General features: G+C 69.8%; 21 protein-coding genes. All 21 read left to right on the top strand.

Translation table 11 applies throughout. From position 1 onward, the window contains the following. Nucleotides 1-3: 3 nt before the first annotated feature. The 21 genes from fliJ (at nt 4) to Q7W82_RS12770 (ending at nt 22,502) form a co-directional block, all read left to right on the top strand. Entirely contained in the window at nt 4-465 is a 462-nt protein-coding gene (gene fliJ, locus Q7W82_RS12870; protein ID WP_160947166.1) for a flagellar export protein FliJ, read from the top strand. Beyond that, on the top strand, nt 462-1,766 hold the full coding sequence (locus tag Q7W82_RS12865; RefSeq protein WP_242158471.1) for a flagellar hook-length control protein FliK: 1,305 nt from the start codon (nt 462-464) through the stop codon (nt 1,764-1,766). Before fliJ ends, Q7W82_RS12865 begins: the two co-directional genes overlap by 4 nt. A gap of 249 nt (nt 1,767-2,015) precedes the next feature. Further along, on the top strand, nt 2,016-2,534 hold the full coding sequence (locus Q7W82_RS12860; RefSeq protein WP_242158469.1) for a flagellar basal body-associated FliL family protein: 519 nt from the start codon (nt 2,016-2,018) through the stop codon (nt 2,532-2,534). Between the two features lie 12 nt (nt 2,535-2,546). Further along, nucleotides 2,547-3,554, top strand: coding sequence for a flagellar motor switch protein FliM (fliM, locus tag Q7W82_RS12855; RefSeq protein WP_019796142.1), 1,008 nt, complete (start codon nt 2,547-2,549; stop codon nt 3,552-3,554). A gap of 59 nt (nt 3,555-3,613) precedes the next feature. Next, nucleotides 3,614-3,889: a flagellar motor switch protein FliN gene (gene fliN, locus Q7W82_RS12850; protein WP_223875781.1), complete on the top strand. Its 276-nt coding sequence runs from the start codon at nt 3,614-3,616 to the stop codon at nt 3,887-3,889. 8 nt (nt 3,890-3,897) lie between these two features. Further along, on the top strand, nt 3,898-4,314 hold the full coding sequence (fliO, locus tag Q7W82_RS12845) for a flagellar biosynthetic protein FliO (RefSeq protein ID WP_184502590.1): 417 nt from the start codon (nt 3,898-3,900) through the stop codon (nt 4,312-4,314). Between the two features lie 2 nt (nt 4,315-4,316). Continuing rightward, nucleotides 4,317-5,147: a flagellar type III secretion system pore protein FliP gene (fliP, locus tag Q7W82_RS12840; protein ID WP_160947163.1), complete on the top strand. Its 831-nt coding sequence runs from the start codon at nt 4,317-4,319 to the stop codon at nt 5,145-5,147. Nucleotides 5,148-5,151: 4 nt separating this feature from the next. Further along, a complete protein-coding gene (locus Q7W82_RS12835) occupies nt 5,152-5,421 on the top strand; it encodes a flagellar biosynthetic protein FliQ (RefSeq protein ID WP_010343869.1) in 270 nt (89 codons plus the stop codon). Nucleotides 5,422-6,067: 646 nt separating this feature from the next. After that, the gene (gene fliR, locus Q7W82_RS12830) at nt 6,068-6,859 is read left to right on the top strand and encodes a flagellar biosynthetic protein FliR (protein WP_242158467.1); all 792 of its coding nucleotides are present in this window, start codon (nt 6,068-6,070) and stop codon (nt 6,857-6,859) included. Between the two features lie 269 nt (nt 6,860-7,128). Then, nucleotides 7,129-10,035 (top strand): diguanylate cyclase, encoded by a 2,907-nt coding sequence (locus tag Q7W82_RS12825; RefSeq protein WP_242158459.1) that lies wholly within the window; start codon nt 7,129-7,131, stop codon nt 10,033-10,035. Between the two features lie 100 nt (nt 10,036-10,135). Further along, nucleotides 10,136-11,266, top strand: coding sequence for a flagellar biosynthesis protein FlhB (gene flhB / locus Q7W82_RS12820; protein ID WP_242158446.1), 1,131 nt, complete (start codon nt 10,136-10,138; stop codon nt 11,264-11,266). Nucleotides 11,267-11,283: 17 nt separating this feature from the next. Next, nucleotides 11,284-13,344 carry a flagellar biosynthesis protein FlhA gene (flhA, locus tag Q7W82_RS12815; RefSeq protein ID WP_242159054.1) on the top strand — a complete coding sequence of 687 codons (2,061 nt, stop codon included), beginning with the start codon at nt 11,284-11,286 and terminating at the stop codon, nt 13,342-13,344. A 170-nt stretch (nt 13,345-13,514) separates the two neighbouring features. Continuing rightward, nucleotides 13,515-15,131 carry a flagellar biosynthesis protein FlhF gene (gene flhF, locus Q7W82_RS12810; RefSeq protein WP_242158443.1) on the top strand — a complete coding sequence of 539 codons (1,617 nt, stop codon included), beginning with the start codon at nt 13,515-13,517 and terminating at the stop codon, nt 15,129-15,131. Continuing rightward, on the top strand, nt 15,118-16,002 hold the full coding sequence (locus Q7W82_RS12805) for a P-loop NTPase (protein WP_010341540.1): 885 nt from the start codon (nt 15,118-15,120) through the stop codon (nt 16,000-16,002). The genes flhF and Q7W82_RS12805 overlap by 14 nt, the downstream gene beginning before the upstream one ends. After that, nucleotides 15,999-16,748 carry an RNA polymerase sigma factor FliA gene (locus Q7W82_RS12800; RefSeq protein WP_242158434.1) on the top strand — a complete coding sequence of 250 codons (750 nt, stop codon included), beginning with the start codon at nt 15,999-16,001 and terminating at the stop codon, nt 16,746-16,748. Before Q7W82_RS12805 ends, Q7W82_RS12800 begins: the two co-directional genes overlap by 4 nt. A gap of 19 nt (nt 16,749-16,767) precedes the next feature. Next, nucleotides 16,768-17,160: a chemotaxis response regulator CheY gene (gene cheY, locus Q7W82_RS12795; protein ID WP_010341542.1), complete on the top strand. Its 393-nt coding sequence runs from the start codon at nt 16,768-16,770 to the stop codon at nt 17,158-17,160. Continuing rightward, nucleotides 17,161-17,769, top strand: a complete 609-nt coding sequence (locus Q7W82_RS12790; RefSeq protein ID WP_242083539.1) for a protein phosphatase CheZ — start codon at nt 17,161-17,163, stop codon at nt 17,767-17,769. A gap of 4 nt (nt 17,770-17,773) precedes the next feature. Continuing rightward, nucleotides 17,774-19,522: a chemotaxis protein CheA gene (locus tag Q7W82_RS12785; RefSeq protein ID WP_242158432.1), complete on the top strand. Its 1,749-nt coding sequence runs from the start codon at nt 17,774-17,776 to the stop codon at nt 19,520-19,522. A 502-nt stretch (nt 19,523-20,024) separates the two neighbouring features. After that, nucleotides 20,025-20,765 carry a flagellar motor protein gene (locus tag Q7W82_RS12780; RefSeq protein ID WP_010341770.1) on the top strand — a complete coding sequence of 247 codons (741 nt, stop codon included), beginning with the start codon at nt 20,025-20,027 and terminating at the stop codon, nt 20,763-20,765. A 7-nt stretch (nt 20,766-20,772) separates the two neighbouring features. Further along, nucleotides 20,773-21,720, top strand: a complete 948-nt coding sequence (gene motD, locus Q7W82_RS12775; RefSeq protein WP_242158395.1) for a flagellar motor protein MotD — start codon at nt 20,773-20,775, stop codon at nt 21,718-21,720. Further along, complete coding sequence (locus Q7W82_RS12770; RefSeq protein ID WP_160946684.1) at nt 21,720-22,502, top strand: ParA family protein; 783 nt, start codon at nt 21,720-21,722, stop codon at nt 22,500-22,502. The genes motD and Q7W82_RS12770 overlap by 1 nt, the downstream gene beginning before the upstream one ends. Nucleotides 22,503-22,591: the final 89 nt, after the last annotated feature.

The following is a 22,591-nucleotide window of genomic DNA, read 5'->3' as shown; positions in this document are numbered from 1 at the left end:
GCCATGATGCAATCGCAACGTCTCGATCCCCTGCTCCGCCGCGCCCAGCAGCACGAAGACGAGGTCGCCCGCGATCTCGCCGAGCGCCAACGCGCCCTGGCCACCCACGAGTCGCGGCTGGAGGAACTGCGCCGCTACGCCGAGGAGTACGCCAACAGCCAGATGGCCGCGACCAGCCTGGCGCAGCTGGCCAACCGCCGCGCCTTCCTGGACCGGCTGGAGAGCGCGGTGCAGCAGCAGTGCCAGACCGTGGACCGCAACCGCGAGAAGGTGGAGATGGAGCGCAGCCGGCTGCTGCTGGCCAGCCGCGACAAGCAGGTGCTGGAACAGCTCGCGGCCAGCTACCGCGCGCAGGAACGCAAGGTCGACGACCGCCGCAGCCAGCGCGAGATGGACGACCTCGGCGCGCGCCGCGCGCGCCTGGCCGCCACCGCCGACGAACACGAGAACGGAGACGGACGATGAACAACGCGCTTTCCGCGCTGGGCGGCAGCGGCCGCGCCAGCCAGATCGGCGGCGGTCACGACACCCAGGGCCTTGACCGCAGCGGCGGCAAGGACAAGGACTTCGCCAAGCTGCTCGGCGGCGGCGGCTCGGCGCGCACCACCGCGCCCAAGCCGGCGGCCCGCGAGACGGCCAAGCCGGCGCAGCCCGCCGACAAGGACCAGGCGGACAAACGCCCGGCCGCGGCCGATGACGCCGCCAGCGATCCCGCGCGCACCGCGCAGGCCAGCGACAAGGTCGCCCAGGACACCGAGAAGAGCAGCACCGAGACCAAGGCCTCGGGCAAGGACAAGGGCAAGACCGAGGACAAGCGCGACGACGCCAAGCCGGACGAGAGCGCCTGGCCGCCGGCCGGGCTGGCCGGGATCGGCCTGGGCCTGCTGCCGGCGATCGGCGCGGCGGTGCTGCCGGCGGCCACGGCGACCCCGCTGGGCGCGGCGGCCGGGCTGGCCGTCGGCATTGCCGGTGCCGTGGCCAGCGGCGCGGCCGCCCTGCTCGGCGGCGGCGATGCCCTGCCGCAGACCGCGGCCGGCGCCACCGATCCGAACGCGGCCACGGCCGGCACCGCCGGGACCGCCCCGGCGTCCACCGCCGGCGGCTTCGGCGCGATGCTGCTGGCGCAGGCCGGCGCGGGCGACAAGGCCGGCGGCGCCGAGACCGCGGCTCCGCTGGCGGCACTGGCCGCCATCGCCGCGGCGGCCGGCGGCAAGAGCGGCGACGGGGGCGACGCCGCGCCCGCCGCCGATCCCAGCGCGATCGCGCCGACCGCGGCGGCGACCCCGCTGCACGCCGCGACGCGGCTGGCCGATCCGCAGCCGTTCAGCGGCTCGCCGACGCCGACCCCGAACCTGTACGGCAACCAGTTCGACGAGGAACTGGGCGCGCGCATCAGCTGGCTGGCCGACCAGAAGATCGGCCACGCCCACATCAAGCTCAATCCGGCCGAGCTCGGCCCGGTCGAGGTGCGCCTGCACATGACCGGCGACCAGGTCAACGCCAGCTTCAGCAGCAACCAGGCCGACGTGCGCCAGGCCCTGGAGAACAGCTTGCCGCGCCTGCGCGACATGCTCGGCCAGCACGGCTTCCAGCTCGGCCAGGCCGACGTCGGCCAGCAGCAGCCGCAGCAACAGCAGGCCAATGCGCAGGGCACGCCGCAGGGCGGCAGCCGCAGCGGCGGCGAGCTCGCCGACGACCTCTCCGGCAGCGTCGGGATTCCGGCGATGGTGCTGCGCCAGCGCGGCCTGCTCGACGCCTACGCCTGATCCTGGCGGCACTGCCGCCTTCCCGGGCGGCGTGATGTCCGCTTCGGGACCCGCTTCCAGCCCCGACGCGCTGCTTGCAAAACGCGTCGGGGCTGCAGCCCTCCCTGCCCCGATCCCTTCTCCCGCAACGGTCTCGGCCATCGCCCGCAGCGCGCGCGGCGACACCGTCAAACACCCGGCGCGCCAGGCGCCCGGTTTCGGCACGGCGATTGCATCCTCAGGGGCAGACCCCCTTCAGGAGCCCGTACTGTGTCAGCCGCCGACAAATCCAAGAAAGACGCCAAGGACGCCCCGGAAGGCGGCAAGTCGAAAAAGATGCTGATCATCGTCGTCGCGGCCGTGCTGGTCCTGGGCGGCGGCGGCGCCGGCGCGTTCTTCTTCCTGAAGAAGCCCGAAGGCGGCGGCCACGCCAAGGCCGAGGAGAAGACCGCCGAGATCCCCAAGCCGGCGCAGTACTTCGCGATGGACCCGGCGTTCGTGGTCAACCTCAATGGCGGCGCCGAAGACGGCCCGCACTACCTGCAGCTGGAAGTGCAGCTGATGACCCGCGACCCGGAAGAGCTGAAGCTGATCACCGAGAACGCCCCAGCGATCCGCGCGCACCTGCTGATGCTGTTCTCGCAGGTGCAGGCGGCCGACATCGCCAACATCGACGGGCGCAAGAAGCTGCAGGCCGCGGCGCTGGCCGACGCGCAGAAGCTGATGACCGCCGAGACCGGCAAGAAGTGCGTGGAAGAACTGCTGTTCACCAGCTTCGTTACCCAGTAAGGCGCTGCCGCGATGACCGACCTGCTCTCCCAAGACGAGATCGATGCGCTATTACATGGCGTCGACGCCGGCGTGGTGGACACCGAGCCGGCGCCCGCCGAGCCGGGTGAAGCGCGCAACTACGACTTCTCCAGCCAGGACCGGATCATCCGCGGGCGCATGCCGACCCTGGAGATGGTCAACGAGCGCTTCGCGCGCCTGTGGCGGATCGGCCTGTTCAACCTGATCCGGCGCTCGGCCGACCTGTCGGTGCGCGGCATCGACCTGATCAAGTTCAACGACTACATGCACTCGCTGTACGTGCCGAGCAACCTGAACCTGATCAAGTTCAAGCCGCTGCGCGGCACCGGCCTGATCGTGTTCGAGCCGACCCTGGTGTTCACCGTGGTCGACAACTTCTTCGGCGGCGACGGCCGCTACCCCACCCGCATCGAGGGCCGCGAGTTCACCCCGACCGAGATGCGGGTCATCCAGCTGATGCTCAAGCAGACCTTCGCCGACCTGGCCGAAGCCTGGGCGCCGGTGATGGAAGTGGAGTTCGAATACCTCAACTCCGAGGTCAACCCGCACTTCGCCAACATCGTCACCCCGCGTGAGTACGTGGTGGTCAGCCGCTTCCACGTGGAGCTGGAAGGCGGCGGCGGCGAGATCCACGTGACCCTGCCGTATTCGATGCTGGAGCCGATCCGCGAACTGCTCGACGCCGGCATCCAGAGCGACCGTGTGGACCGCGACGAGAGCTGGAACATCATGCTGCGCGAGCAGCTGTTCGGCTCGGAGGTCACCATTTCCAGCGTGCTGGCGCAGAAGCAGATGAGCCTGCGCGAGTTGACCCGGCTGAAGATCGGCGACGTGCTGCCGATCGACCTGCCCAAGCAGGTGCCGCTGTGCGTGGAGAACATCCCGGTGTTCACCGGCGAGTTCGGCATTTCGCACGGCCAGAACGCGGTGAAGATCACCGCCACCCATCCCCCCGGCGCGCTGCGCCGCCGCCCCGCTCTCCAGGAAGACCTGCCATGACCCAGACCGATCCCACCCAGCCGGCGCCGGCCCAGTTCGACAGCCTGCAGCCGGACGCCATGGCCGAGTCCAACGACCTGAACCTGGACGTGATCCTGGACGTGCCGGTGACGCTGTCGCTGGAAGTGGGCCGCAGCCGCATCCCGATCCGCAACCTGCTGCAGCTCAACCAGGGCTCGGTGGTGGAACTGGAGCGCGGCGCCGGCGAGCCGCTGGACGTGTACGTCAACGGCACCCTGATCGCGCATGGCGAGGTGGTGACCATCAACGACCGCTTCGGCGTGCGCCTGACCGACGTGGTCAGCCCCAGCGAGCGCATCCGGAGACTGCGGTGAACCTGCTGCTGGCCGTCGCCGCGCAGACCGCAACGCAGACCGCCAAGCACGGCGCGAGCGTCGGCAACGCGGCGCCGTCGGCGCCCAGCCTGCTCGGCGCGGTGTTCGCGCTGCTGCTGGTGCTGGGGCTGATCCTGGCCATGGCCTGGGTGCTCAAGCGCCTGCCCGGCAGCGGCTTCCGCCCGGCCCAGGGCCTGCGCGTGGTCGCCAGCCTGGCGGTCGGCGCCAAGGAGCGGGTGGTGGTGGTCGAGGTCAACGGCGAACAGCTGCTGCTGGGCGTGTCGCCCGGCGGGGTACGCACCTTGCATCAGTTGCCCGAGCCGCTGCCGCAGGCGCCCGCGCCGACCCTGCCCTCGATCAAGCAGTTCAAGCAGCTTCCCGATTTCGCCCAGCTTCTGGCGCAGAAGCTGCGCAAGGACAAATGACCATGCCGTTTTTCTGGAACCGCAACGCCCGCCGCCTGCGCCTGCTGCTGATCCTGCTGACGCTGAGCCTGCTGCCCGCGTTCGCCTGGGCGCAGGCCAACACGGCGCCGGCCGCCACCCCGACCGCGCAGAACCCGCAGAACGCCGCGCCCACCCTGCCCTCGCTGCCCGAGGTCAACGTCGGCAAGATCGGCGCGCAGCCGGTGAGCCTGCCGCTGCAGACCCTGCTGCTGATGACGGCCATCACCCTGCTGCCGTCGATGCTGCTGGTGCTGACCGCCTTCACCCGCATCACCATCGTGCTGGGCCTGCTGCGGCAGGCGCTGGGGACCGGCCAGACCCCGTCCAACCAGGTGCTGATGGGCCTGGCGCTGTTCCTGACCGCGCTGGTGATGATGCCGGTGTGGGAAAAGGCCTGGGGCCAGGGCATGAGCCCGTATCTCAACGGCCAGATCGATTTCCAGACGGCGTGGACGCTGACCACGCAGCCGCTGCGCGCCTTCATGCTGGCGCAGGTGCGCGAGACCGACCTGATGACCTTCGCCGGCATGGCCGGCAACGGCACCTACAGCAGCCCGGACGCGGTGCCGTTCCAGGTGCTGGTGGCCTCGTTCGTCACCAGCGAGCTGAAGACGGCGTTCGAGATCGGCTTTTTGATCTTCATTCCGTTCGTGATCATCGATCTGGTGGTGGCCAGCGTGCTGATGTCGATGGGCATGATGATGATGTCGCCGATGCTGATCTCGGCGCCGTTCAAGATCCTGCTGTTCGTGCTGGTCGATGGCTGGGTGCTGACGGTCGGCACGTTGGCCGCCAGTTTCAACGGGGTCTGAGGCGATGAGTCCGGAACTAGCGTTGACGGAGTTGCGCGGTGGGCTGATCACGGTGTTGTGGGTGGCCGGGCCGTTGTTGCTGGCGATGTTGGCGGTGGGTGTGGTGATCGGTGTGTTCCAGGCGGCCACGCAGCTCAATGAGCCGACGATCGCGTTCATCGCGAAGGTGGTGGCGTTGACGGCGATGTTGTTCGCGACGGGGAGTATGTTGCTGGCGCATCTGGTGGAGTACACGACGATGCTGTTTCAGCGTATTCCGCATTTGATTGGGTAGCTGGGATGGCTGCGTTTGCCTCCCTGACTGCTCCATCTCCCTTTGTGGTGGATGCCTCTGCGTGCTTTTCTTTATGTGGAGAGCAACAGCAAGAGCTTTCGCCTTCCGGCGAGTCACTTTTCTTTGCTTGTGCAAAGAAAAGTAACCAAAAGAAGCCGCTTTACAGCAGCCGAGTGGCTGATCAAGCACACCCCGCCGCAGCGCCCGCTGCGCGGGTTCGCTCCGCTGACGGGATTTTCGGACGGGGCTTGTCTGCTTCGCAGCCAAGTCCGGGGCAGTCGCCTCGCGGCGCCTGCCCGCCCGCCGGGGCGAAGCAGTGCTTCGCCTTTTCCCGGCGAGCCCTGCCCCGGCCGAAAACGGCGCACATCCCTGTGCGCCGCCCCCCTGCGGGGGGGTTGACCCGCCAGCTCCGCCGCTGCGGAGGGGACCCGGTGGATCAAGAGCGAAACAACAGCAAAAGCGACGGCAACCGCAGCCGCAAAAGCGGCAGCTGCAGCTATTGCGGCTTTGGCTTTGGCGTCGTTGTCGGTCGTGCGGTGTCCGTGGTTGGTAGGGGGTTGGCCGGAGTGACGTTGGTAACCAAGTGTTGGCTTCGAGGTGCCGCCGCCGGGCGTTCTTTTGTTGTGGTTGCCGGGGTCTCGGGCTGATGGATGCCGCCACGCAAATGGTGGTCGATGGGTCGCGGGCGTTCGCGATGATCGGGGCGGTGCTGTGGACGATGCTGCGGATCGGGGCGATGTTCACGGTGATGCCGCTGGTCGGGACCAAGGCGGTGCCGGGACGGGTGCGGGTGATCCTGTCGGGGACGCTGGCCATCGCGCTGGCGCCGATCCTGCCGCCGGTGCCGGACTGGGATGGGTTCAATGCGGCGGTGGTGCTGAGCGTGGCCCGGGAGCTGGCGGTGGGGGCCAGCATGGGCTTCATGCTGCGCTTGATCTTCGAGGCCGGGGCGATGGCCGGGGAACTGGTCTCGCAGAGTACCGGCCTGGGCTTCGCGCAGATGGCCGATCCGCTGCGCGGGGTCAATTCCGGGGTGCTCGGCCAGTGGTTCTACCTGGCCTTCGGGCTGATGTTCTTCACCGCCAACGGGCATCTGGCGGTGGTCTCGCTGCTGGTGGACAGCTACAAGGCGCTGCCGATCGGCACCGCGCTGCCGGATGCGCAGGCGATGGCCTCGGTGGCGCCGAACTTCTTCATGAGCATGATGCGCGGTGCGGTGACGCTGGCACTGCCGGTGATGGTGGCGATGATGGCGGTGAACCTGGCCTTCGGTGCGCTGGCCAAGGCGGCGCCGTCGCTGAACCCGATCCAGCTCGGCCTGCCGGTGGCGGTGGTGCTGGGCCTGGCGCTGCTGGCGTTGCTGGTCGGCGAGATGGGGCCGCCGGTGCAGCGCCTGTTCGACAGCGCCTTCGACGCGGCGCGCGCGCTCACCGCCTAGGGCGTGTGGTCCATCCCCGGGCATGCCGCGCCGGGGAAAGGATGGCACGCCCTGGTACTCAAGCTGCGCCGCGACCCGGCCGATACCGGCAGAAGGCGAGCAGTGTGACGCCAGGATGAGCGGCGGCAAGGCCGGCTGTCCTTACACTGCCGATCGCCGCTCCGCCCCTCCTCCGCCGCCCGCGCACGCCATGCTCCACCACCCGCCAGCGCTCGCTCGTGCCAGCCATCGCCGTGTCCCACGGCGGCACAGCGGCGGCTGAGCGTCATATGGGGACGTTCCTGGGCCGATGGCTGCGCTGGCCGCTGTGGCCGCTGTGGCTGCTGGCGGCGCTGACCTGCAGCGGGGCCACGCAGGCGCAGGTGATCCCGTTGCGGCACTACGCGCAGGACCAGGGCCTGCTCGGCCTGGCCGGTACCTGCCTGTTGCAGCGTCGCGACGGCAGCCTGCTGGTCTGCAGCGAAAGCGGCCTGTACGCGTTCAACGGCGACCAGTTCCAGCAGCTGCCGCTGGAGGGCCGCGGCGGCCACTACATTTCCGATGCCGCCGAGGATGCCGCGCAACGCCTGTGGCTGGCGACCTTCGATGCGATCTACGTCGGCGACGGCACCCCGTCGCACTGGATCCCGCTGGAGCACAACAGCCCGCCCTCGCACCGCCAGCTGAACCGCCCGCGCCTGGCCACGCCCGCCTGGGGCACGGTGGTGCTCGACGACCACCGGATGCTGCGCGCGGTGCGCAAGGCCGATGGCGCGGGATGGGAGTTGCGGCCCCTGTTCGATACGGCGACGCTGGCGCGGCAACCGGAACTGGCCGATATCCACGATCTGTTCGTGGCCGACGACACGCTGTGGCTGGGATGCGCCAAGGCCTTGTGTCGGGTCGAGGCCGATGGCCGCGCGACCCGCTACGACCAGGCCCAGGGCCTGCCGCCGGAGTTCTGGCGCAATGCGGTGCGCGACCGCAACGGCACCCTGTGGGTCGTCGGCAGCAGCAAGGTGATGCGGCTGCCGGCCGGCGCGGCGCGCTTCCACGACCAGACGCCCCCCGGCATGGACGGCCCGACCGTGGTGACGTGGCGCACGCCGATCCTGCTCGACCCGCAGGGCCGCGTGCTGATGCGCACCAACCAGGGCCTGGCGCGCTGGGAGCAGGACCACTGGCGCAGCTTCGACCGCCGCCACGGCCTGCCCGAGGGCAACATCGTGGCCATGCGCTTCGACCAGGCCGGCGACCTGTGGCTGAGCATGGACGGCGAAGGCGTGCTGCGCTGGAACGGCTATGGCTGGATCGAGAACTGGGACGTGTCGCAGGGCATCAGCCGGGCGCCGACCTGGAGCATCCAGCGCACCGGACAAGGCGAACTGCTGGCCGGCAACGAGGGCGGCGTCGACCGCCTGCGCGCGGACGGCCGCTTCCAGCGCTGGCCCAGCGACGACGGCACGCAGATGATCGGGCTGCAACGCGGCGCGGATGGGACGCTGTGGAGCATCGGGTCGGTCGGCGTGCTGCGCCATTACGACGCCCAGGGCCGGCTGGTGCGCGCCTACCCGCCGCTGGACGCCATCGCCAAACAGCTATTCGTGGACGTACGCGGTCGGGTGTGGATCCTCACCAATCGCGGCATCTACCTGCTGGCGCACGCCGACGCCGATGCGCGGCCGCAAAAGGTGCAGGCGCTGCCGGGCGGCGAGTATTCGGACATCCAGCAGCGCCGCGACGGCAGCGTGCTGGTGGTGGGTCTGGCCGGCGTCTTCCGCCTGCGCGGCGAGACCTGGACCCCGCTGCGGCTGGCGCTGGAGGGGGCGCCGGCGCCGGCGGTACTCAGCAAGCTGCTGGTGCTGGACGACGGCCAGGCCTGGGCCAGTCTGTACGGTCCGGGTGCCTGGCAGGGCCGGCTCGACGGCGACACCCTGCACCTGCAGCCGGGCGATGCGCAATTGCGCGACCTGCAGATCTACAGCCTGCGCCGTACCCGCAACGGCTGGATCTGGATCTGCCACAACCAGGGCGTGGACGTGTACGACGGACGCGCCTGGTCGCGGCTGACCCAGGCGCAGGGCCTGCTCTGGAACGACATGTCCGAATCGGCCTTCCTGGAGGACCACGACGGCTCGGTGTGGCTCGGCAGCAGCCGCGGCGTCACCCACCTGCAGGATCCGTCCCGGCTGTTCCCGGCGCGGGCGCCGCGGCTGGCGCTGCAGAATTTCAGCCGCGGCGGCGTCGCCATCGGCGCGGGCGCGCGCCTGCCCTGGAGCGACGATCCGTTGCACATCGCGGTCGGTTCGCCGGATCTGTACGACGAACGCAGCCGCATCAGCTTCCGCTATCGCTTCGAGGGCGCCCACACCCGCTGGCTGCACACGCCCAACTTCGAGTTCGAGCAACCGCCGTTGGCGCCGGGCCACTACGTGCTGGAGATCCAGTTGCTCGACGCCTACCGGCGCAGCGCCTCGGCGCCGCTGCGGGTGGCGTTCTCGGTGGCGCCGGTGTGGTGGCGCAGCCAGCCGATGCTGGCGCTGTACCTGCTGCTCGGCGGCGGCCTGGTGACGGCGCTGCTGCACTGGCGCGAACGCCGCCTGCACCAGCGCCAGCGCGAGCTGGCCGACCTGGTGGCACGGCGTACCGAGGAACTGGAGCACGACAAGCGCGAACTGGAGATCGCCCGTGCCGCGTTGGCGGTAAAGGCCTCGCACGACGCCCTCACCGGCCTGCTCAACCGCGCCGGCATCCTCGATGCGCTGGCCGCGCAGATGCGCCGCAGCGAGGCCGAACACACGTCGCTGGCGGTGGCGATGATCGACCTGGACCATTTCAAGCGGATCAACGACGAGCATGGCCACCTGGTCGGCGATGCGGTGCTGATCGAGGTGGCGCGTCGCCTGGGCGCCAACCTGCGCGACGCCGACCTGGTCGGTCGCTACGGCGGCGAGGAACTGCTGGCGGTGCTCCCCGGCTTGCCGCCGAGTTGCGGCGAACGGCTGCAGGCCCTGCGCGCCACCATCGCCGGGCAGCCGCTGCGCATCGGCGAGCGCCAGCTGGCCATCACCGCCTCGATTGGCGTGGCCTGGTACCGCCCGGGCGAATCCCTGCAGCAGTTGCTGGCGCGCGCCGATGCGGCGCTGTACCAGGCCAAGCGCCTGGGCCGCGACCGGGTGGAACTGCAGCCGGCCTAGCCGGGCCTGAAGGCGCGTCGCGGCGGCGGTAGGTGCCCGACCAAGGACCGGCACGGTCCTTGCAGTGCGCAGGGTCGATCCTGGCCGAGCGCATCCCCCGATGTCCGAGAGCGAAGAAGGCGCAGAGCGCACAGAACAGCCAACAGACAAACGTCTGCGCGAAGCCCGCGAACAGGGCAACATCCCGCATTCGCGCGAACTGGCGACGGCCGCGGTGTTCAGCGCCGGCGTCTTCGCCCTGATGGGGCTGTCCACCTCCATGACCGCCGGCGCGGTGGCCTGGCTGAAACAGGCGCTGCGCCCGGACCTGTCGCTGCGCCAGCATCCGGAGGCCATGTTCGGCCATTTCGGCGAGCTGCTGCTGAACCTGCTCTGGGTGGTGCTGCCGCTGGTCGGCATCTGCTTTGCCGCCAGCTTCGCCGCGCCGGTGCTGATGGGCACCCTGCGCTTCTCCGGCCAGGCGCTGATCCCCAAGTTCGACCGGCTCAACCCGATGGCCGGGCTGAGCCGCATGTACGGCGCCGAGACCATCGCCGAACTGCTGAAATCGATCCTGCGCATGGGCTTCGTCGGCGGTGCCGCGCTGCTGTGCCTGTGGGGCAGCGTCGACTTCCTGCGCGGGCTGCTGCTGCAGCCGCTGGAGCAGGCCATCGGCCACGGCCTGGGGTTCACCCTGCGGCTGCTGCTGTACACCGCCGGCGCGCTGGCGCTGCTGGCCGCGATCGACGCGCCCTATCAGAAGTGGAATTACATCCGCAAATTGAAGATGACCCGGGAGGAAGTGCGCCGGGAAATGAAGGAAAGCGACGGCAGCCCCGAGGTCAAGGGCCGCATCCGCCAGATGCAGATGCAGATGTCGCAGCGGCGGATGATGGAAGCGGTCCCCAAGGCCGACGTGGTGGTGGTCAACCCCACCCACTACGCGGTGGCGCTGAAGTACGAGAGCGGGCGCATGCGCGCCCCCACCGTGGTGGCCAAGGGCGTGGACGAGATCGCCTTCCGCATCCGCGAGGTGGGCGAGCAGCACCGGGTGGCGGTGATCTCGGCCCCGCCTTTGGCACGCGCCTTGTATAGGGAAGGCCAACTCGGCAAGGAAATTCCCGTGAGACTGTATTCCGCGGTGGCGCAGGTCCTCTCGTACGTCTACCAGCTGCGCGCCTGGCGCAGCGGGCCGATGCCGCCGTTGCCGCCGCTGGAAGTCGATGAATTCGCCCCGGGGAGCCAGCCATGAGTCAGCCCGCCGCGCAGATGAATACGCGCAAAGTCATGGACATGATCAAGCACGGGCTCGGCGCCCCGGTGATCGTGTTGCTGATGCTGGCGATGGTGGTGGTGCCGCTGGCCGCCCCGGTGCTGGACGCCCTGTTCACCTTCAACATCGCCATCTCGCTGATGGTGCTGCTGGCGGTGGTGTACGTGAAGCGGCCGCTGGAGTTCAGCATCTTCCCGATCGTGCTGCTGATGACCACGATGCTGCGCCTGGCGCTGAACGTGGCCTCCACCCGCGTGATCCTGATCAACGGCCAGAACGGCCACGGCGCCGCCGGCAAGGTGATCGAGGCCTTCGGCGAATTCGTGATCGGCGGCAACTATGCGGTCGGCATCGTGGTGTTCGCGATCCTGACCATCATCAACTTCGTGGTCATCACCAAGGGCGCCGGGCGCGTGTCGGAAGTGACCGCGCGCTTCATCCTCGACGCCATGCCCGGCAAGCAGATGGCGATCGACGCCGACCTCAACGCCGGCCTGCTGACCCGCGAGGAAGCCAAGGCCCGCCGCGAGGAAGTGCGCGAGGAAGCCGACTTCTACGGCTCGATGGACGGCGCCAGCAAGTTCATCCGCGGCGACGCCATCGCCGGCATCCTGATCCTGTTCATCAACCTGATCGGCGGCATGGCGGTCGGCGTGCTGCAGCATGGCATGCCGTTCGCGCAGGCGGCCTCCACCTATACCCTGCTGTCGATCGGCGACGGCCTGGTCGCGCAGTTGCCGGCGCTGCTGGTGTCCTCGGCGGTGGCGATGCTGGTCACCCGCGCCTCGCGTTCGCAGGACATGGGCGCCTCGATGATGGGCCAGGTGTTCGGCCAGCATAAGGCGCTGGCGGTGGCCGCCGCGATCCTGGGCCTGGTCGGCCTGATCCCGGGCATGCCCAATGTCGCTTTCTTGACGCTGGCGCTGATCCTGGGCCTGCTGGCCTGGAAGATGTGGAAGCGCAGCCTGCTGCCGCCGCCGGCCGCCGCCGAGGCGGCGCCGCAGGCCGCGGCTGCGGCCCAGGCCAATGCCGAACTGGGCTGGGACGAACTGCGCCCGATCGACCCGCTGGGCCTGGAGGTCGGCTACCGGCTGATCCCGCTGGTGGACAAGGCCCAGGGCGGCGAACTGATGGCCCGCATCAAGGGCGTGCGCCGCAAGCTGACCCAGGACATCGGCTTCCTGGTGCCGCCGGTGCATATCCGCGACAACCTGGAATTGCCGGCCAATGCCTACCGCCTGCTGGTGCACGGCGTGCCGGTGGCCACCGCTGACATCCACCCGGACCGCGAACTGGCGCTGGACCCGGGCGGCGCGCTCGGCAAGATCGACGGCATTCCCGGCAAGGACCCGGCGTTCGGCCTGGATGCGATCTGGATCCAGCCGCACCTGCGCGCCCAGGCCGAGACCATGGGCTACACCGTGGTCGACCCGGCCACGGTGATCGCCACCCACCTCTCGCACCTGATCCGTGAGCACGCCCCGGAACTGCTCGGCCACGAGGAAGTGCAGCAGCTGCTGGCGACCCTGGCCAAGAGCGCGCCCAAGCTGGTCGAGGATCTCACCCCCAAGGCGCTGCCGCTGTCGGTGGTGGTGCGGGTGCTGCAGAACCTGCTGATCGAGAAGATCCCGGTGCGGCAGCTGCGCAAGATCGTCGAGGCCCTGGTCGAGCATGCCCCGCAGAGTCAGGAACCCGGCGCGCTGACCGCCGCCGTGCGCAACGCCCTGGGCCGTTTCATCGTCCAGGAGATCGCCGGCATGGCCCCGGAACTGCCGGTGTTCACCCTGGCCCCGCAATTGGAACGTGTCTTGCAGGACTCTACCCAGGGCAACGGCGCGGCGCTGGAACCCGGACTGGCCGAACGCTTGCACCAAAGTCTGGCGGACTGCGTGAGCAAGCAGGAGGCGCGCAACGAACCGGCAGTGGTGCTGGTCCCGGCGCAGGTCCGCGCCGCCCTCGCCCGCCTGGTCCGCCACAGCGTCCCCGCGCTGTCGGTCCTGTCCTACAGCGAAGTGCCGGAGGACAAGCGGCTGAAGCTGGTGGGCACGATCAGTTGAGATGACGGGAATCGGGAATAGGGAATGGGGAATCGCACCCTTGCCCCGGCAGCGGAGAGAGCAATGAACACGATCACGAAAAACCAGACACGACACCGCGGCCCGCCACGTACCGGCACCGATCCCGCATCCATTCCCAATTCCCCATTCACCATTTCCGGCTCCCACCCATGAAGATCAAACGCTTTGTCGCCCCCGACATGCGCACCGCCTTCCGGATGGTGCGCGACGAGCACGGCCCGGATGCGGTGATCCTGTCCAACCGGCGTACCGACGAGGGCATCGAGATCGTCGCCGCCAGCAATTACGACGAAGCCCTGGTGCAGCGGGCGCTGGATGCGGTGCGCCCGGACGAGGCGCCGCGCGCCGCCGCGGCGCAGGCACCGGCCGCTCCCGCCCCGCGCGCCGCGCGTGGTGAGAGCGCCGCGGCCAACCCGGCGATGGCGATGATGGCCGCGATCAGCGAACGCCGCGGCGGTGCCGCGCCGGCCGCCCCGGCCGCGCCCGCGGCCCGGCCGCTGACCCAGCCGGCGGCGCTGGCCGCCTCGGCCATGCCCGCCGCGGCGGCGCCGGCCGCCGCAGCGCGTCCGGCCGCAGCGGCCAAGGCCCCGGCCCGCGCCGACTTCAGCATCCCCGAGGACGTGTTCCGCAACGCCCCGATCAGCGTGCCGATGCCCAGCCCGTTCGCCGCCGCCACCGCGGCGCCGGCCGTCGACGCCGCGCCGGCCTGGCGCGACGACGTCGCCGCGGTGGCGCTGACCCCGGTGGCGAGCCCGGCCCCGGCCGCGCCCAGCGTGGCCAAGGCCGACGCGCCGGCCACTGCCGGAATCCCGGCGGCGGCGGCGCTGGCGGCGGTGCCGACCTTCCCCGCCCCGCAGAACGACGAACAATTGACGCAGCTGCGCGACGAACTGGCGCTGATGCGGCAGATGATCGAGCGCGAGATGAACCGCCTCACCGACGAGCGTCTGCGCGGCTCGCCGGTCCGCGCCCAGGCGCTGGAGCTGATGGACGACTACGGCTTCGACAGCGGCATCACTCGCGACGTGGTCATGCAGATCCCCGCCGACCTGGAGCTGCACCGCGGCCGCGGGCTGATGCTGGGCCTGCTGTCCAAGCGCCTGCCGATCGCCGCGCTGGATCCCCTCGAGGAAGGCGGCGTGATCGCCCTGATCGGCCCCACCGGCGCCGGCAAGACCACCACCATCGCCAAGCTGGCCTCGCGCTTCCTGGAGCGCCATGCCGCCCGCGACGTGGCCCTGGTCACCACCGACACCGTCCGCGTCGGCGGCCGCGAACAGCTGCACAGCTACGGCCGCCAGCTCGGCATCGCCGTGCACGAGGCCGACAGCGATGCCGCGCTGCAGCAGCTGCTGGAACGCCTGGCCGACTACAAGCTGGTGCTGATCGACACCGCCGGCATGGGCCAGCGCGACCGCGCCCTGGCCGCCCAGTTGCACTGGCTGCGCGCCTCGCGCGTGGTCCGATCCTTGCTGGTCCTCCCTGCCAACGCCCATTTCTCCGACCTGGACGAGGTGGTGCGCCGGTTCGCCGGCGCCGACCCACAGGGGGTCATCATGACCAAGTTGGACGAGACCGGGCGGTTCGGCAGTGCCTTGTCGGTGGTCGTGGACCACCGCCTCCCCATCACCTGGGTGACCGATGGACAGCGTGTGCCGGACGACCTGCACCGCGCCAACGCCGCCAGCCTGGTATTGCGCCTTGAAGATTTGCGGCGCGCTGCCGATAAGCCCTGTACTCCGGAGCAGACCCATGCCGTCGCGTGACTACGTCAATCTGACCAATGCCTTCCCCCTGTCGGCGACGCGCAGCGAACCGCTGGGTCCGGTGCGCACCATCGCCGTGACCGGCGGCAAGGGCGGCGTGGGCAAGACCAACATCTCGGTCAACCTGTCCATGGCGCTGGCCGACATGGGCAAGCGCACCCTGCTGCTGGACGCCGACCTCGGCCTGGCCAACGTCGACGTGCTGCTGGGGCTGACCCCCAAGTTCACCGTGGCCGACCTGGTCGCCGGGCGCTGCACCCTGGAAGAGGTGCTGATCGACATGCCCAACGGGCTGATGGTGGTGCCCGCCGCCTCCGGCCGCCGCTACATGGCCGAGCTGCCGCCGGCCCAGCACGTGGGCCTGGTCAACGTGTTCTCCGAACTGCAGCGCGAGCTGGACGTGATGATCGTCGACACCGCCGCCGGCATCACCGACAGCGTGCTGACCTTCTGCCAGGCCGCGCAGGACGCGGTGGTGGTGGTCTGCGACGAGCCGGCCTCCATCACCGACGCCTACGCCCTGATCAAGGTCCTCTCGCGCGAGCGCGGCGTGGACCGGGTGCAGATCGTCGCCAACATGGTCCGCGACCTCAACGAGGGCCGCCTGCTGTACGACAAGCTCAGCCGGGTCTGCGAGAAGTTCCTCGGCGACGTGTCGCTGAACTACCTGGGCTGCGTGCCGCAGGACGACTGGCTGCGCCTGTCGGTGCAGCGCCAGCAGCCGGTGGTCAAGGCCTACCCGTCCAGCCCGTCGGCGCAGGCGATCTCGGAGATCGCCCGGCGCACCGCGCGCTGGCAGGCGCCGACCGCCCCGCGCGGCAACGTCGAGTTCTTCGTCGAACGCATCATCCAGCGCGGGGTGGCCGCATGAACGCCGCCGCCCACTACCGCGCCGTCCAGCGCAACAGCGCCAACGACTACATCGCCCAGCACTCGGACCTGGTCCGGCGCATCGCCCACCACCTGGCGGCGCGGCTGCCGGCCAGCGTGGAGATCGACGACCTGATCCAGGCCGGCATGATCGGCCTGATCGAGGCCTCGCGCAGCTACGACGCCGAACAGGGCGCCTCGTTCGAGACCTACGCCTCGATCCGCATCCGCGGCGCGATGATCGACGAGATCCGCCGCGGCGACTGGGTGCCGCGCTCGGTGCACCGCCGCGCCCGCGATGCCGCCTCGGCGATCCGCAAGATCGAGCAGAGCACCGGCCGCGCCGCCGCCGCCAACGAAGTGGCCGCGGCGATGGAGATGCCGCTTCCCGAATACCTGCGTTTGATGGAAGATGCCGCCCGCGGCCAGGTGCTGAGCCTGGAGTCGCGCATCGAGGACCATGGCGAGCTGGATACCATCGCCAAGGGCGGACCCAATCCGCAGCAGATGCTCGAGCGCAGCGAATTCGGCCGCGAGCTGGGCAAGGCCATCGCGCAATTGCCCGAACGCGAGCAGTTGGTGCTGTCGCTGTACTACGAGCAGGAATTGAACCTCAAGGAAATCGGCGCGGTGCTCGGGGTCAGCGAGTCGCGCGTGTGTCAGATCCATGGCCAGGCCACGGTACGGTTGCGCGGACGCCTGAAGGCGTTCGAGGTCGCCGATGCCGGTCTGGAAGACGAAGAATAGGAACCCTTAGGAGTCAGTGGTGAACAAGAACATGCGGATTTTGATCGTGGACGATTTCTCGACGATGCGACGCATCGTCAAGAATCTGCTCGGCGATCTGGGCTTCACCAATACCGCCGAGGCCGAAGACGGCAACAGCGCCCTGGCCGCGCTGCGCTCGGCGCCGTTCGAGTTCGTGGTCACCGACTGGAACATGCCGGGCATGACCGGCATCGATCTGCTGCGCAACATCCGCGCCGACGACAAGCTCAAGCACCTGCCGGTGCTGATGGTCACCGCCGAGGCCAAGCGCGAGCAGATCATCGAGGCCGCGCAGTGCGGCGTGAACGGCTACATCATCAAGCCGTTCACCGCGCAGACGCTGCAGGAGAAGCTGGGCAAGATCTTCGAGCGCCTGGGGGCGACTGCCTAAATGGAAGCCACCGCCGAACGTACTGCCCTGATCGAACGCCTGCAAGGCGCGCTGGACGCGCTGGAAAACGGCGACGAGGCCGGCTGGCGCAGGGAGATCGACACCCTCGCCGCCTGGCGCACGCGGCCGATGATGCAGGGCCTGAGCCGGCTCGCGCGCGATCTGGGCCAGGCGCTCGGCGAACTGCCGATGGTGCCCAGCGAGGCCGGCGAGCTGGACGATGCCTGCTCGCGCCTGGACCACGTGGTGGAGATGACCGAACAGGCCAGCCACCGCACCCTGGACCTGGCCGAGGAATGCCGTGCGCTGGCCAACCAGCTGGCGGCCGGCGGCCTCAGCGGCGACCAGAGCGAGATCCTCGACAAGATCCGCCACAACCTCACCGAAATGGCCCTGGCGCAGAGCTTCCAGGACCTGACCGGGCAGATCATCCGCCGCGTCGCCGGCATCGTGCGCCGCGTACACGAAGGCTTCGGCGCGCTGGGTCTGCCGCCGAAGGAAGAACGCAAGGCCGACGGCAGCCTGGCCGGCCCGGCCCTGCCCGGCCTGGACCGCCACGGCGTGTCGCAGAACGACGCCGACGACCTGCTCTCGGGCCTGGGACTGTAAATCTATGAGCGCCGTACCCGACGACATCGCTGCCGATTTCATCATCGAGGCCCAGGAGATCCTGGACCGGCTCGGCGAGCAGTTGGTGTCGCTGGAGCAGGCGCCAGAGGACAGCGGCCAGCTCAACGCCGTGTTCCGCGGCTTCCATACGCTCAAGGGCGGCGCCGGCTTTCTGGCGATCAACGCCATGGTCGAGCTGTGCCACGCCGCGGAGGAAACCCTGGGCATGGCCCGTGCCGGCCAGGCCACCTTGCAGGCGCGGCACTTCGACGCCGCGCAGCAGTCGCTGGACTATCTGCAGTCGATGCTCGACGCCTTCGGCAGCGGCCAGGAGCCGCCGCGCGCGCCGCCTGAGCTGATCGCGCAGTTCGATGCGCACGGCGACGCCGCCCCGGCGCCGGCACCGGCCAAGAGCGCCGCGCCGGCGCCCGCGCCCAAGGCCGCCGCAGCCGGCGATGCGGACCTGATCAGCGACGACGAATTCGAGGCGCTGCTGGACCAGTTGCACGGCGATGCGCCGCCGGCGGCCACGCCGCAGGCGCTGCAGCCGGCGCCGCGCGCACCCAGCCCCGCGCCCAAGGCCGCGGCCGCCCCGGCCAAGGCCGCCGAGCCCGAACACACCGTGCGCGTGGACACCAAGCGCCTGGACGCGATCGTCAACCTGATCGGCGAACTGGTGCTCTCGCGCAACCGGCTCAAGACCCTGCGCGTGCGCCTGCGCGACGAGGAACTGGATCGCGCGGTCAGCAGCCTGGACATCGCCACCGCGCGCCTGCAGTCGGCGGTGATGCGCACGCGCATGCAGCCGGTCGGCAAGGTGTTCTCGCGCTTCCCCAAGGTGGCGCGCGACGTCGCCCGCTCCCTCAACAAGGAAGTGGAACTGGAACTGATCGGCGCCGACACCGAACTGGACCGCAACCTGGTCGAGGCGCTGGCCGATCCGCTGGTGCACCTGGTGCGCAATGCCATCGACCACGGCATCGAGGCGCCGGCGCTGCGCGAGGCCACCGGCAAGCCGCGCGGCGGCCACGTGCGCCTGTCGGCGCAGCAGGAAGGCGACTACGTCAGCATCGAGGTGCAGGACGACGGCGCCGGCATCGACCCGGAACGGCTGCGCGCCAAGGCACGCGAGAAGGGCCTGATCGACCCCGAGGCCGCGGCCCGCCTGAGCACCGAGGAATGCCTGCACCTGGTGTTCCTGCCCGGCTTCTCGACCAAGTCCGAAGTCACCGACATCTCCGGCCGCGGCGTCGGCATGGACGTGGTGCAGTCGCGCATCCGCGAACTCAGCGGGCAGATCCAGATCCAGTCGGAGCTGGGCCGCGGCAGCCGCTTCCTGATCCGCGTGCCGTTGACCCTGGCGATCCTGCCGACCCTGCTGGTGCAGGCCGGCGACACCGTCTACGCGCTGCCGCTGGCGCGCGTGGTCGAAGTGCTGCATGCGCCGCGCCGCTCGCTGGGCTGGTTCGACGGCCGCGCCGTGCTCGACCGGCAGTCGCACACCCTGCCGCTGGTGGACCTGCGCCAGTGGCTCAACATCGACGCCCCGCAACTGCCGCTGCTCACCGTGGTGGTGCTGCAGGCCGGCGAATCGCGCATGGGCCTGGTGGTGGACCAGGTCCGCGGCCGCGAGGAAGTGGTGATCAAGCCGCTGCCGCGCTCCCTGCGTGGCCTGCCCGGCTACGCCGGCGCCACCCTGATCGGCGACGGCCGCCTGGCGCTGATCCTGGATGTGGATGGCTTGAAGGCTTGAGAGCTGGGATTGGGGAATCGGGAATGGGGAATCGTCAAAGCGGCTTCCCTGGCGCCTCGTTTTTCCTGATCTCCTCGTAGGAGCGGCTTCAGCCGCGACGCGGTGAGGCTGGGAATCGGGATTGGGGATTCGCAACAGCGGTTCACCACTGGCATGCCTTCATTGTGGGAGCGGCTTCAGCCGCGACGCCATGAAGCTGGGATCCGGGAATGGGGATTGGGGAATCGCGACAGCGGCTCCCGTGTGCCTCACCTCCCGCTGTAGGAGCGGCTTCAGCCGCGACGCGATAAGGCCGGGATGAGCGGTTCGCGATTGTTGATTCGCGAAACCGGGTGCCCGTAGCGCCCTGGTCACTGGCTCGCCGCCTGGCTGGCGTCCGCACGTCGCGGCTGAAGCCGCTCCTACGAGACTCCGACCAACCCTAAGCACGCGCGCTCTTGCCAATCCCCAATCCCGCCCCCCAACCCATCAAGTCCCAAGCCCCCTGGCCGATACCTCCTGCATGGACAAGCTCAGTCTCATCGGCCTGCTGTTGGCGATTCTGTCGCTCATCGGCGGCAGCATCCTCAAGGGCGCCGGCATTTCGGCGCTGTGGTCGCCGGCTGCGTTCGTGATCGTGATCGTCGGCACCGTCGCCGCGATCCTGGTGCACACCCCGCCGTCCGTGTTCCGCCGTGCGTTCCAGATCGCCAAGTGGATCCTGTGGCCGCCGCCGAGCGATCGCCAGGCGCTGCTCAAGCAGATCGTGGAATGGAGCAACATCGCCCGCCGCCAGGGCCTGCTCGGCCTGGAGAACCAGGTGCCGCAGCAGCAGGATCCGTTCGTGCGCAAGGGCCTGCAGATGCTGGTGGACGGCGTGGAGCCGGAAGCCATCCGGCACATGCTGGAGATCGACCTGGAAGGCCAGGAACATTGCGACCTGGCCGCGGCCAAGGTGTTCGAGGGCATGGGCATCTATGCGCCGACGCTGGGCATCATCGGCGCGGTGCTGGGCCTGATCGCGGTGATGAAGAACCTGGCCGACCCGAGCAAGCTCGGCCACGGCATCGCCGCCGCCTTCACCGCCACCATCTACGGCATCGCCTCGGCCAACCTGCTGTTCCTGCCGATGGCCGCCAAGCTCAAGAGCGTGATCAAGCACAGCTGCGGCGAGCGCGAAATGATCATCGAAGGGTTGATCGCCATCGCCCAGGGCGAGAACCCGCGCAACATCGAATCGAAACTGGCCGGATTCTTGCATTGAGTTCCGAATGGCCCGCAAGCATTCCCACGACGAGCACGCCAACCACGAGGCATGGGCCATCCCCTATGCCGACCTGATGACGTTGCTGCTCGCCTTCTTCGTGGTGATGTACGCGCTGTCCACGATCAACGAAGCCAAGTACCGGGTGATGGCCGACGCGATGAGCGCGGCGTTCGGCGGCACCCCGAAGACGCTGCGCCCGGTGCAGGTCGGCGACCAGGCGCTGCAGGGCCAGGGCGGCGAGCGGCCGACCCCGATCAAGTCCAGCCCGGCACTGACCCTGCCCGATCCCAACCGGCTGCCCTCGGGCAATGCGCAGCGCGGCGACGACCTGCGCGACGCGCAGCAGCTGCGCCGCGCGCAGCGCCAGCTCGACGGCATCGCCGACCGCCTCGGCGCCGCACTGGCGCCGCTGATCCAGAAGAAGCTGATCACCGTGCGCCGCGCCGGGCTGTGGATCGAAGTGGAGATCAACAGCGACATCCTGTTCGGCTCCGGCTCGGCCGCGCTCGACCAGAGCGCACGCGCCACCCTGTCGGAACTGGCGCAGGTGCTGGCCGGCGTGCCCAACGGCGTGCGCGTGGAGGGCTACACCGACAACACCCCGATCGCCACCGCGCAGTTCCCGTCCAACTGGGAACTGTCGGCGGCACGCGCGGCCAGCGTGGTCCACCTGTTCGCCGACCAGGGCCTGCAGCCCTCGCGGCTGTCGATGATCGGCTACGGCCAGTTCCGCCCGCGTGCCAGCAACGACACGCCGGCCGGCCGCAACGCCAACCGCCGCGTGGTGCTGGTGATCCTGGCCGATTCCGGCGACAGCACCGATGCGACGCCGTCGGCCTCGGACCGCTTGAGCGCCGGCGCCGCGCCGGCCACCCCGACACCCCCCGCCGCGGCGGCCGCCGGCAGCGCCGGCAGTCCCCGCGCTGTACCTGCCATTGAAGGAGTCAACTGATGCGCATCTGGGCGATCGCCAACCAGAAAGGTGGCGTGGGCAAGACCACCACCACGCTGGCCATGGGCCGTGGGCTGGCCATGCTCGGGCACCGCGTGCTGATGCTCGATCTCGATCCGCACGCCTCGCTGACCCGGGCCTTCGACGTGCCGCAGGAACCGCAGCCGCCGGGCGTGCTCGACCTGTTCGCGTCCCCGCCGGGCGAGCTCGCCGCACTGGCCCGCGACACCGCGGTCGAGCGCCTGAGCTTCGTCTGCGGGCAGACCGCGCTGGCCACGCTGGAACGGCGCAGCGCCAACCAGCCCGGCCTGGGCCTGGCGCTGCAGCAGGCCATGGCCCGCCACGCCGGCCAGCACGACTACATCCTGCTCGACTGCCCGCCGACCCTGGGCCTGCTGATGATCAACGCGCTGGCCGCGGCCGACCGCGTGATCATCCCGACCCAGGCCGAACCGCTGGCCCTGCACGGCCTGGCCAGCATGGTCCGCACCGTGGACATGGTCGAGCGCTCGCGGCGCCGCCCCCTGCCCGCCTCGATCCTGCCGACCCTGTTCGACAAGCGCACCCGTGCCGGCAACGAGACCCTGCGGCAGATGCAGGACAGCTACGGCGAGCGGGTGTGGGAAGACGCCATCCCGGTCGATACCAAGATCTGCAACGTCAAGGCGCTGACCGTGGCCGGCGTGCCCGGCGACTACCCCGGCCGCGGCCTGGCCGCCTACCGCCGCGCGCTGGAATGGCTGCTGGCCAGCGATGCGACACCGATGGAGCAAGCCGCATGAGCACCCCTGGCATCATCGACGATTATCTGGAAGGCCTGCTCCACGACGTGATCGCCGAAGAGCAGAAGACGCCGCCGAGCCCCGCGCCG

The sequence above is a fragment of the Xanthomonas indica genome, from assembly GCF_040529045.1.
Lineage (GTDB): Bacteria > Pseudomonadota > Gammaproteobacteria > Xanthomonadales > Xanthomonadaceae > Xanthomonas_A > Xanthomonas_A indica.
The sequence above is the reverse complement of the archived record's forward strand: the minus strand, read 5'-3'. Positions and strand labels throughout refer to the sequence as shown.

Coding starts and splice junctions, on each gene's coding strand:
- fliJ (WP_160947166.1), top strand. CDS start 4: ATGATGCAATCGCAACGTCTCGATCCCCTGCTCCGCCGCGCCCAGCAG.
- Q7W82_RS12865 (WP_242158471.1), top strand. CDS start 462: ATGAACAACGCGCTTTCCGCGCTGGGCGGCAGCGGCCGCGCCAGCCAG.
- fliM (WP_019796142.1), top strand. CDS start 2,547: ATGACCGACCTGCTCTCCCAAGACGAGATCGATGCGCTATTACATGGC.
- fliN (WP_223875781.1), top strand. CDS start 3,614: ATGGCCGAGTCCAACGACCTGAACCTGGACGTGATCCTGGACGTGCCG.
- fliP (WP_160947163.1), top strand. CDS start 4,317: ATGCCGTTTTTCTGGAACCGCAACGCCCGCCGCCTGCGCCTGCTGCTG.
- Q7W82_RS12835 (WP_010343869.1), top strand. CDS start 5,152: ATGAGTCCGGAACTAGCGTTGACGGAGTTGCGCGGTGGGCTGATCACG.
- fliR (WP_242158467.1), top strand. CDS start 6,068: ATGGATGCCGCCACGCAAATGGTGGTCGATGGGTCGCGGGCGTTCGCG.
- Q7W82_RS12825 (WP_242158459.1), top strand. CDS start 7,129: ATGGGGACGTTCCTGGGCCGATGGCTGCGCTGGCCGCTGTGGCCGCTG.
- flhB (WP_242158446.1), top strand. CDS start 10,136: ATGTCCGAGAGCGAAGAAGGCGCAGAGCGCACAGAACAGCCAACAGAC.
- flhA (WP_242159054.1), top strand. CDS start 11,284: ATGAATACGCGCAAAGTCATGGACATGATCAAGCACGGGCTCGGCGCC.
- flhF (WP_242158443.1), top strand. CDS start 13,515: ATGAAGATCAAACGCTTTGTCGCCCCCGACATGCGCACCGCCTTCCGG.
- Q7W82_RS12805 (WP_010341540.1), top strand. CDS start 15,118: ATGCCGTCGCGTGACTACGTCAATCTGACCAATGCCTTCCCCCTGTCG.
- Q7W82_RS12800 (WP_242158434.1), top strand. CDS start 15,999: ATGAACGCCGCCGCCCACTACCGCGCCGTCCAGCGCAACAGCGCCAAC.
- Q7W82_RS12790 (WP_242083539.1), top strand. CDS start 17,161: ATGGAAGCCACCGCCGAACGTACTGCCCTGATCGAACGCCTGCAAGGC.
- Q7W82_RS12785 (WP_242158432.1), top strand. CDS start 17,774: ATGAGCGCCGTACCCGACGACATCGCTGCCGATTTCATCATCGAGGCC.
- Q7W82_RS12780 (WP_010341770.1), top strand. CDS start 20,025: ATGGACAAGCTCAGTCTCATCGGCCTGCTGTTGGCGATTCTGTCGCTC.
- motD (WP_242158395.1), top strand. CDS start 20,773: ATGGCCCGCAAGCATTCCCACGACGAGCACGCCAACCACGAGGCATGG.
- Q7W82_RS12770 (WP_160946684.1), top strand. CDS start 21,720: ATGCGCATCTGGGCGATCGCCAACCAGAAAGGTGGCGTGGGCAAGACC.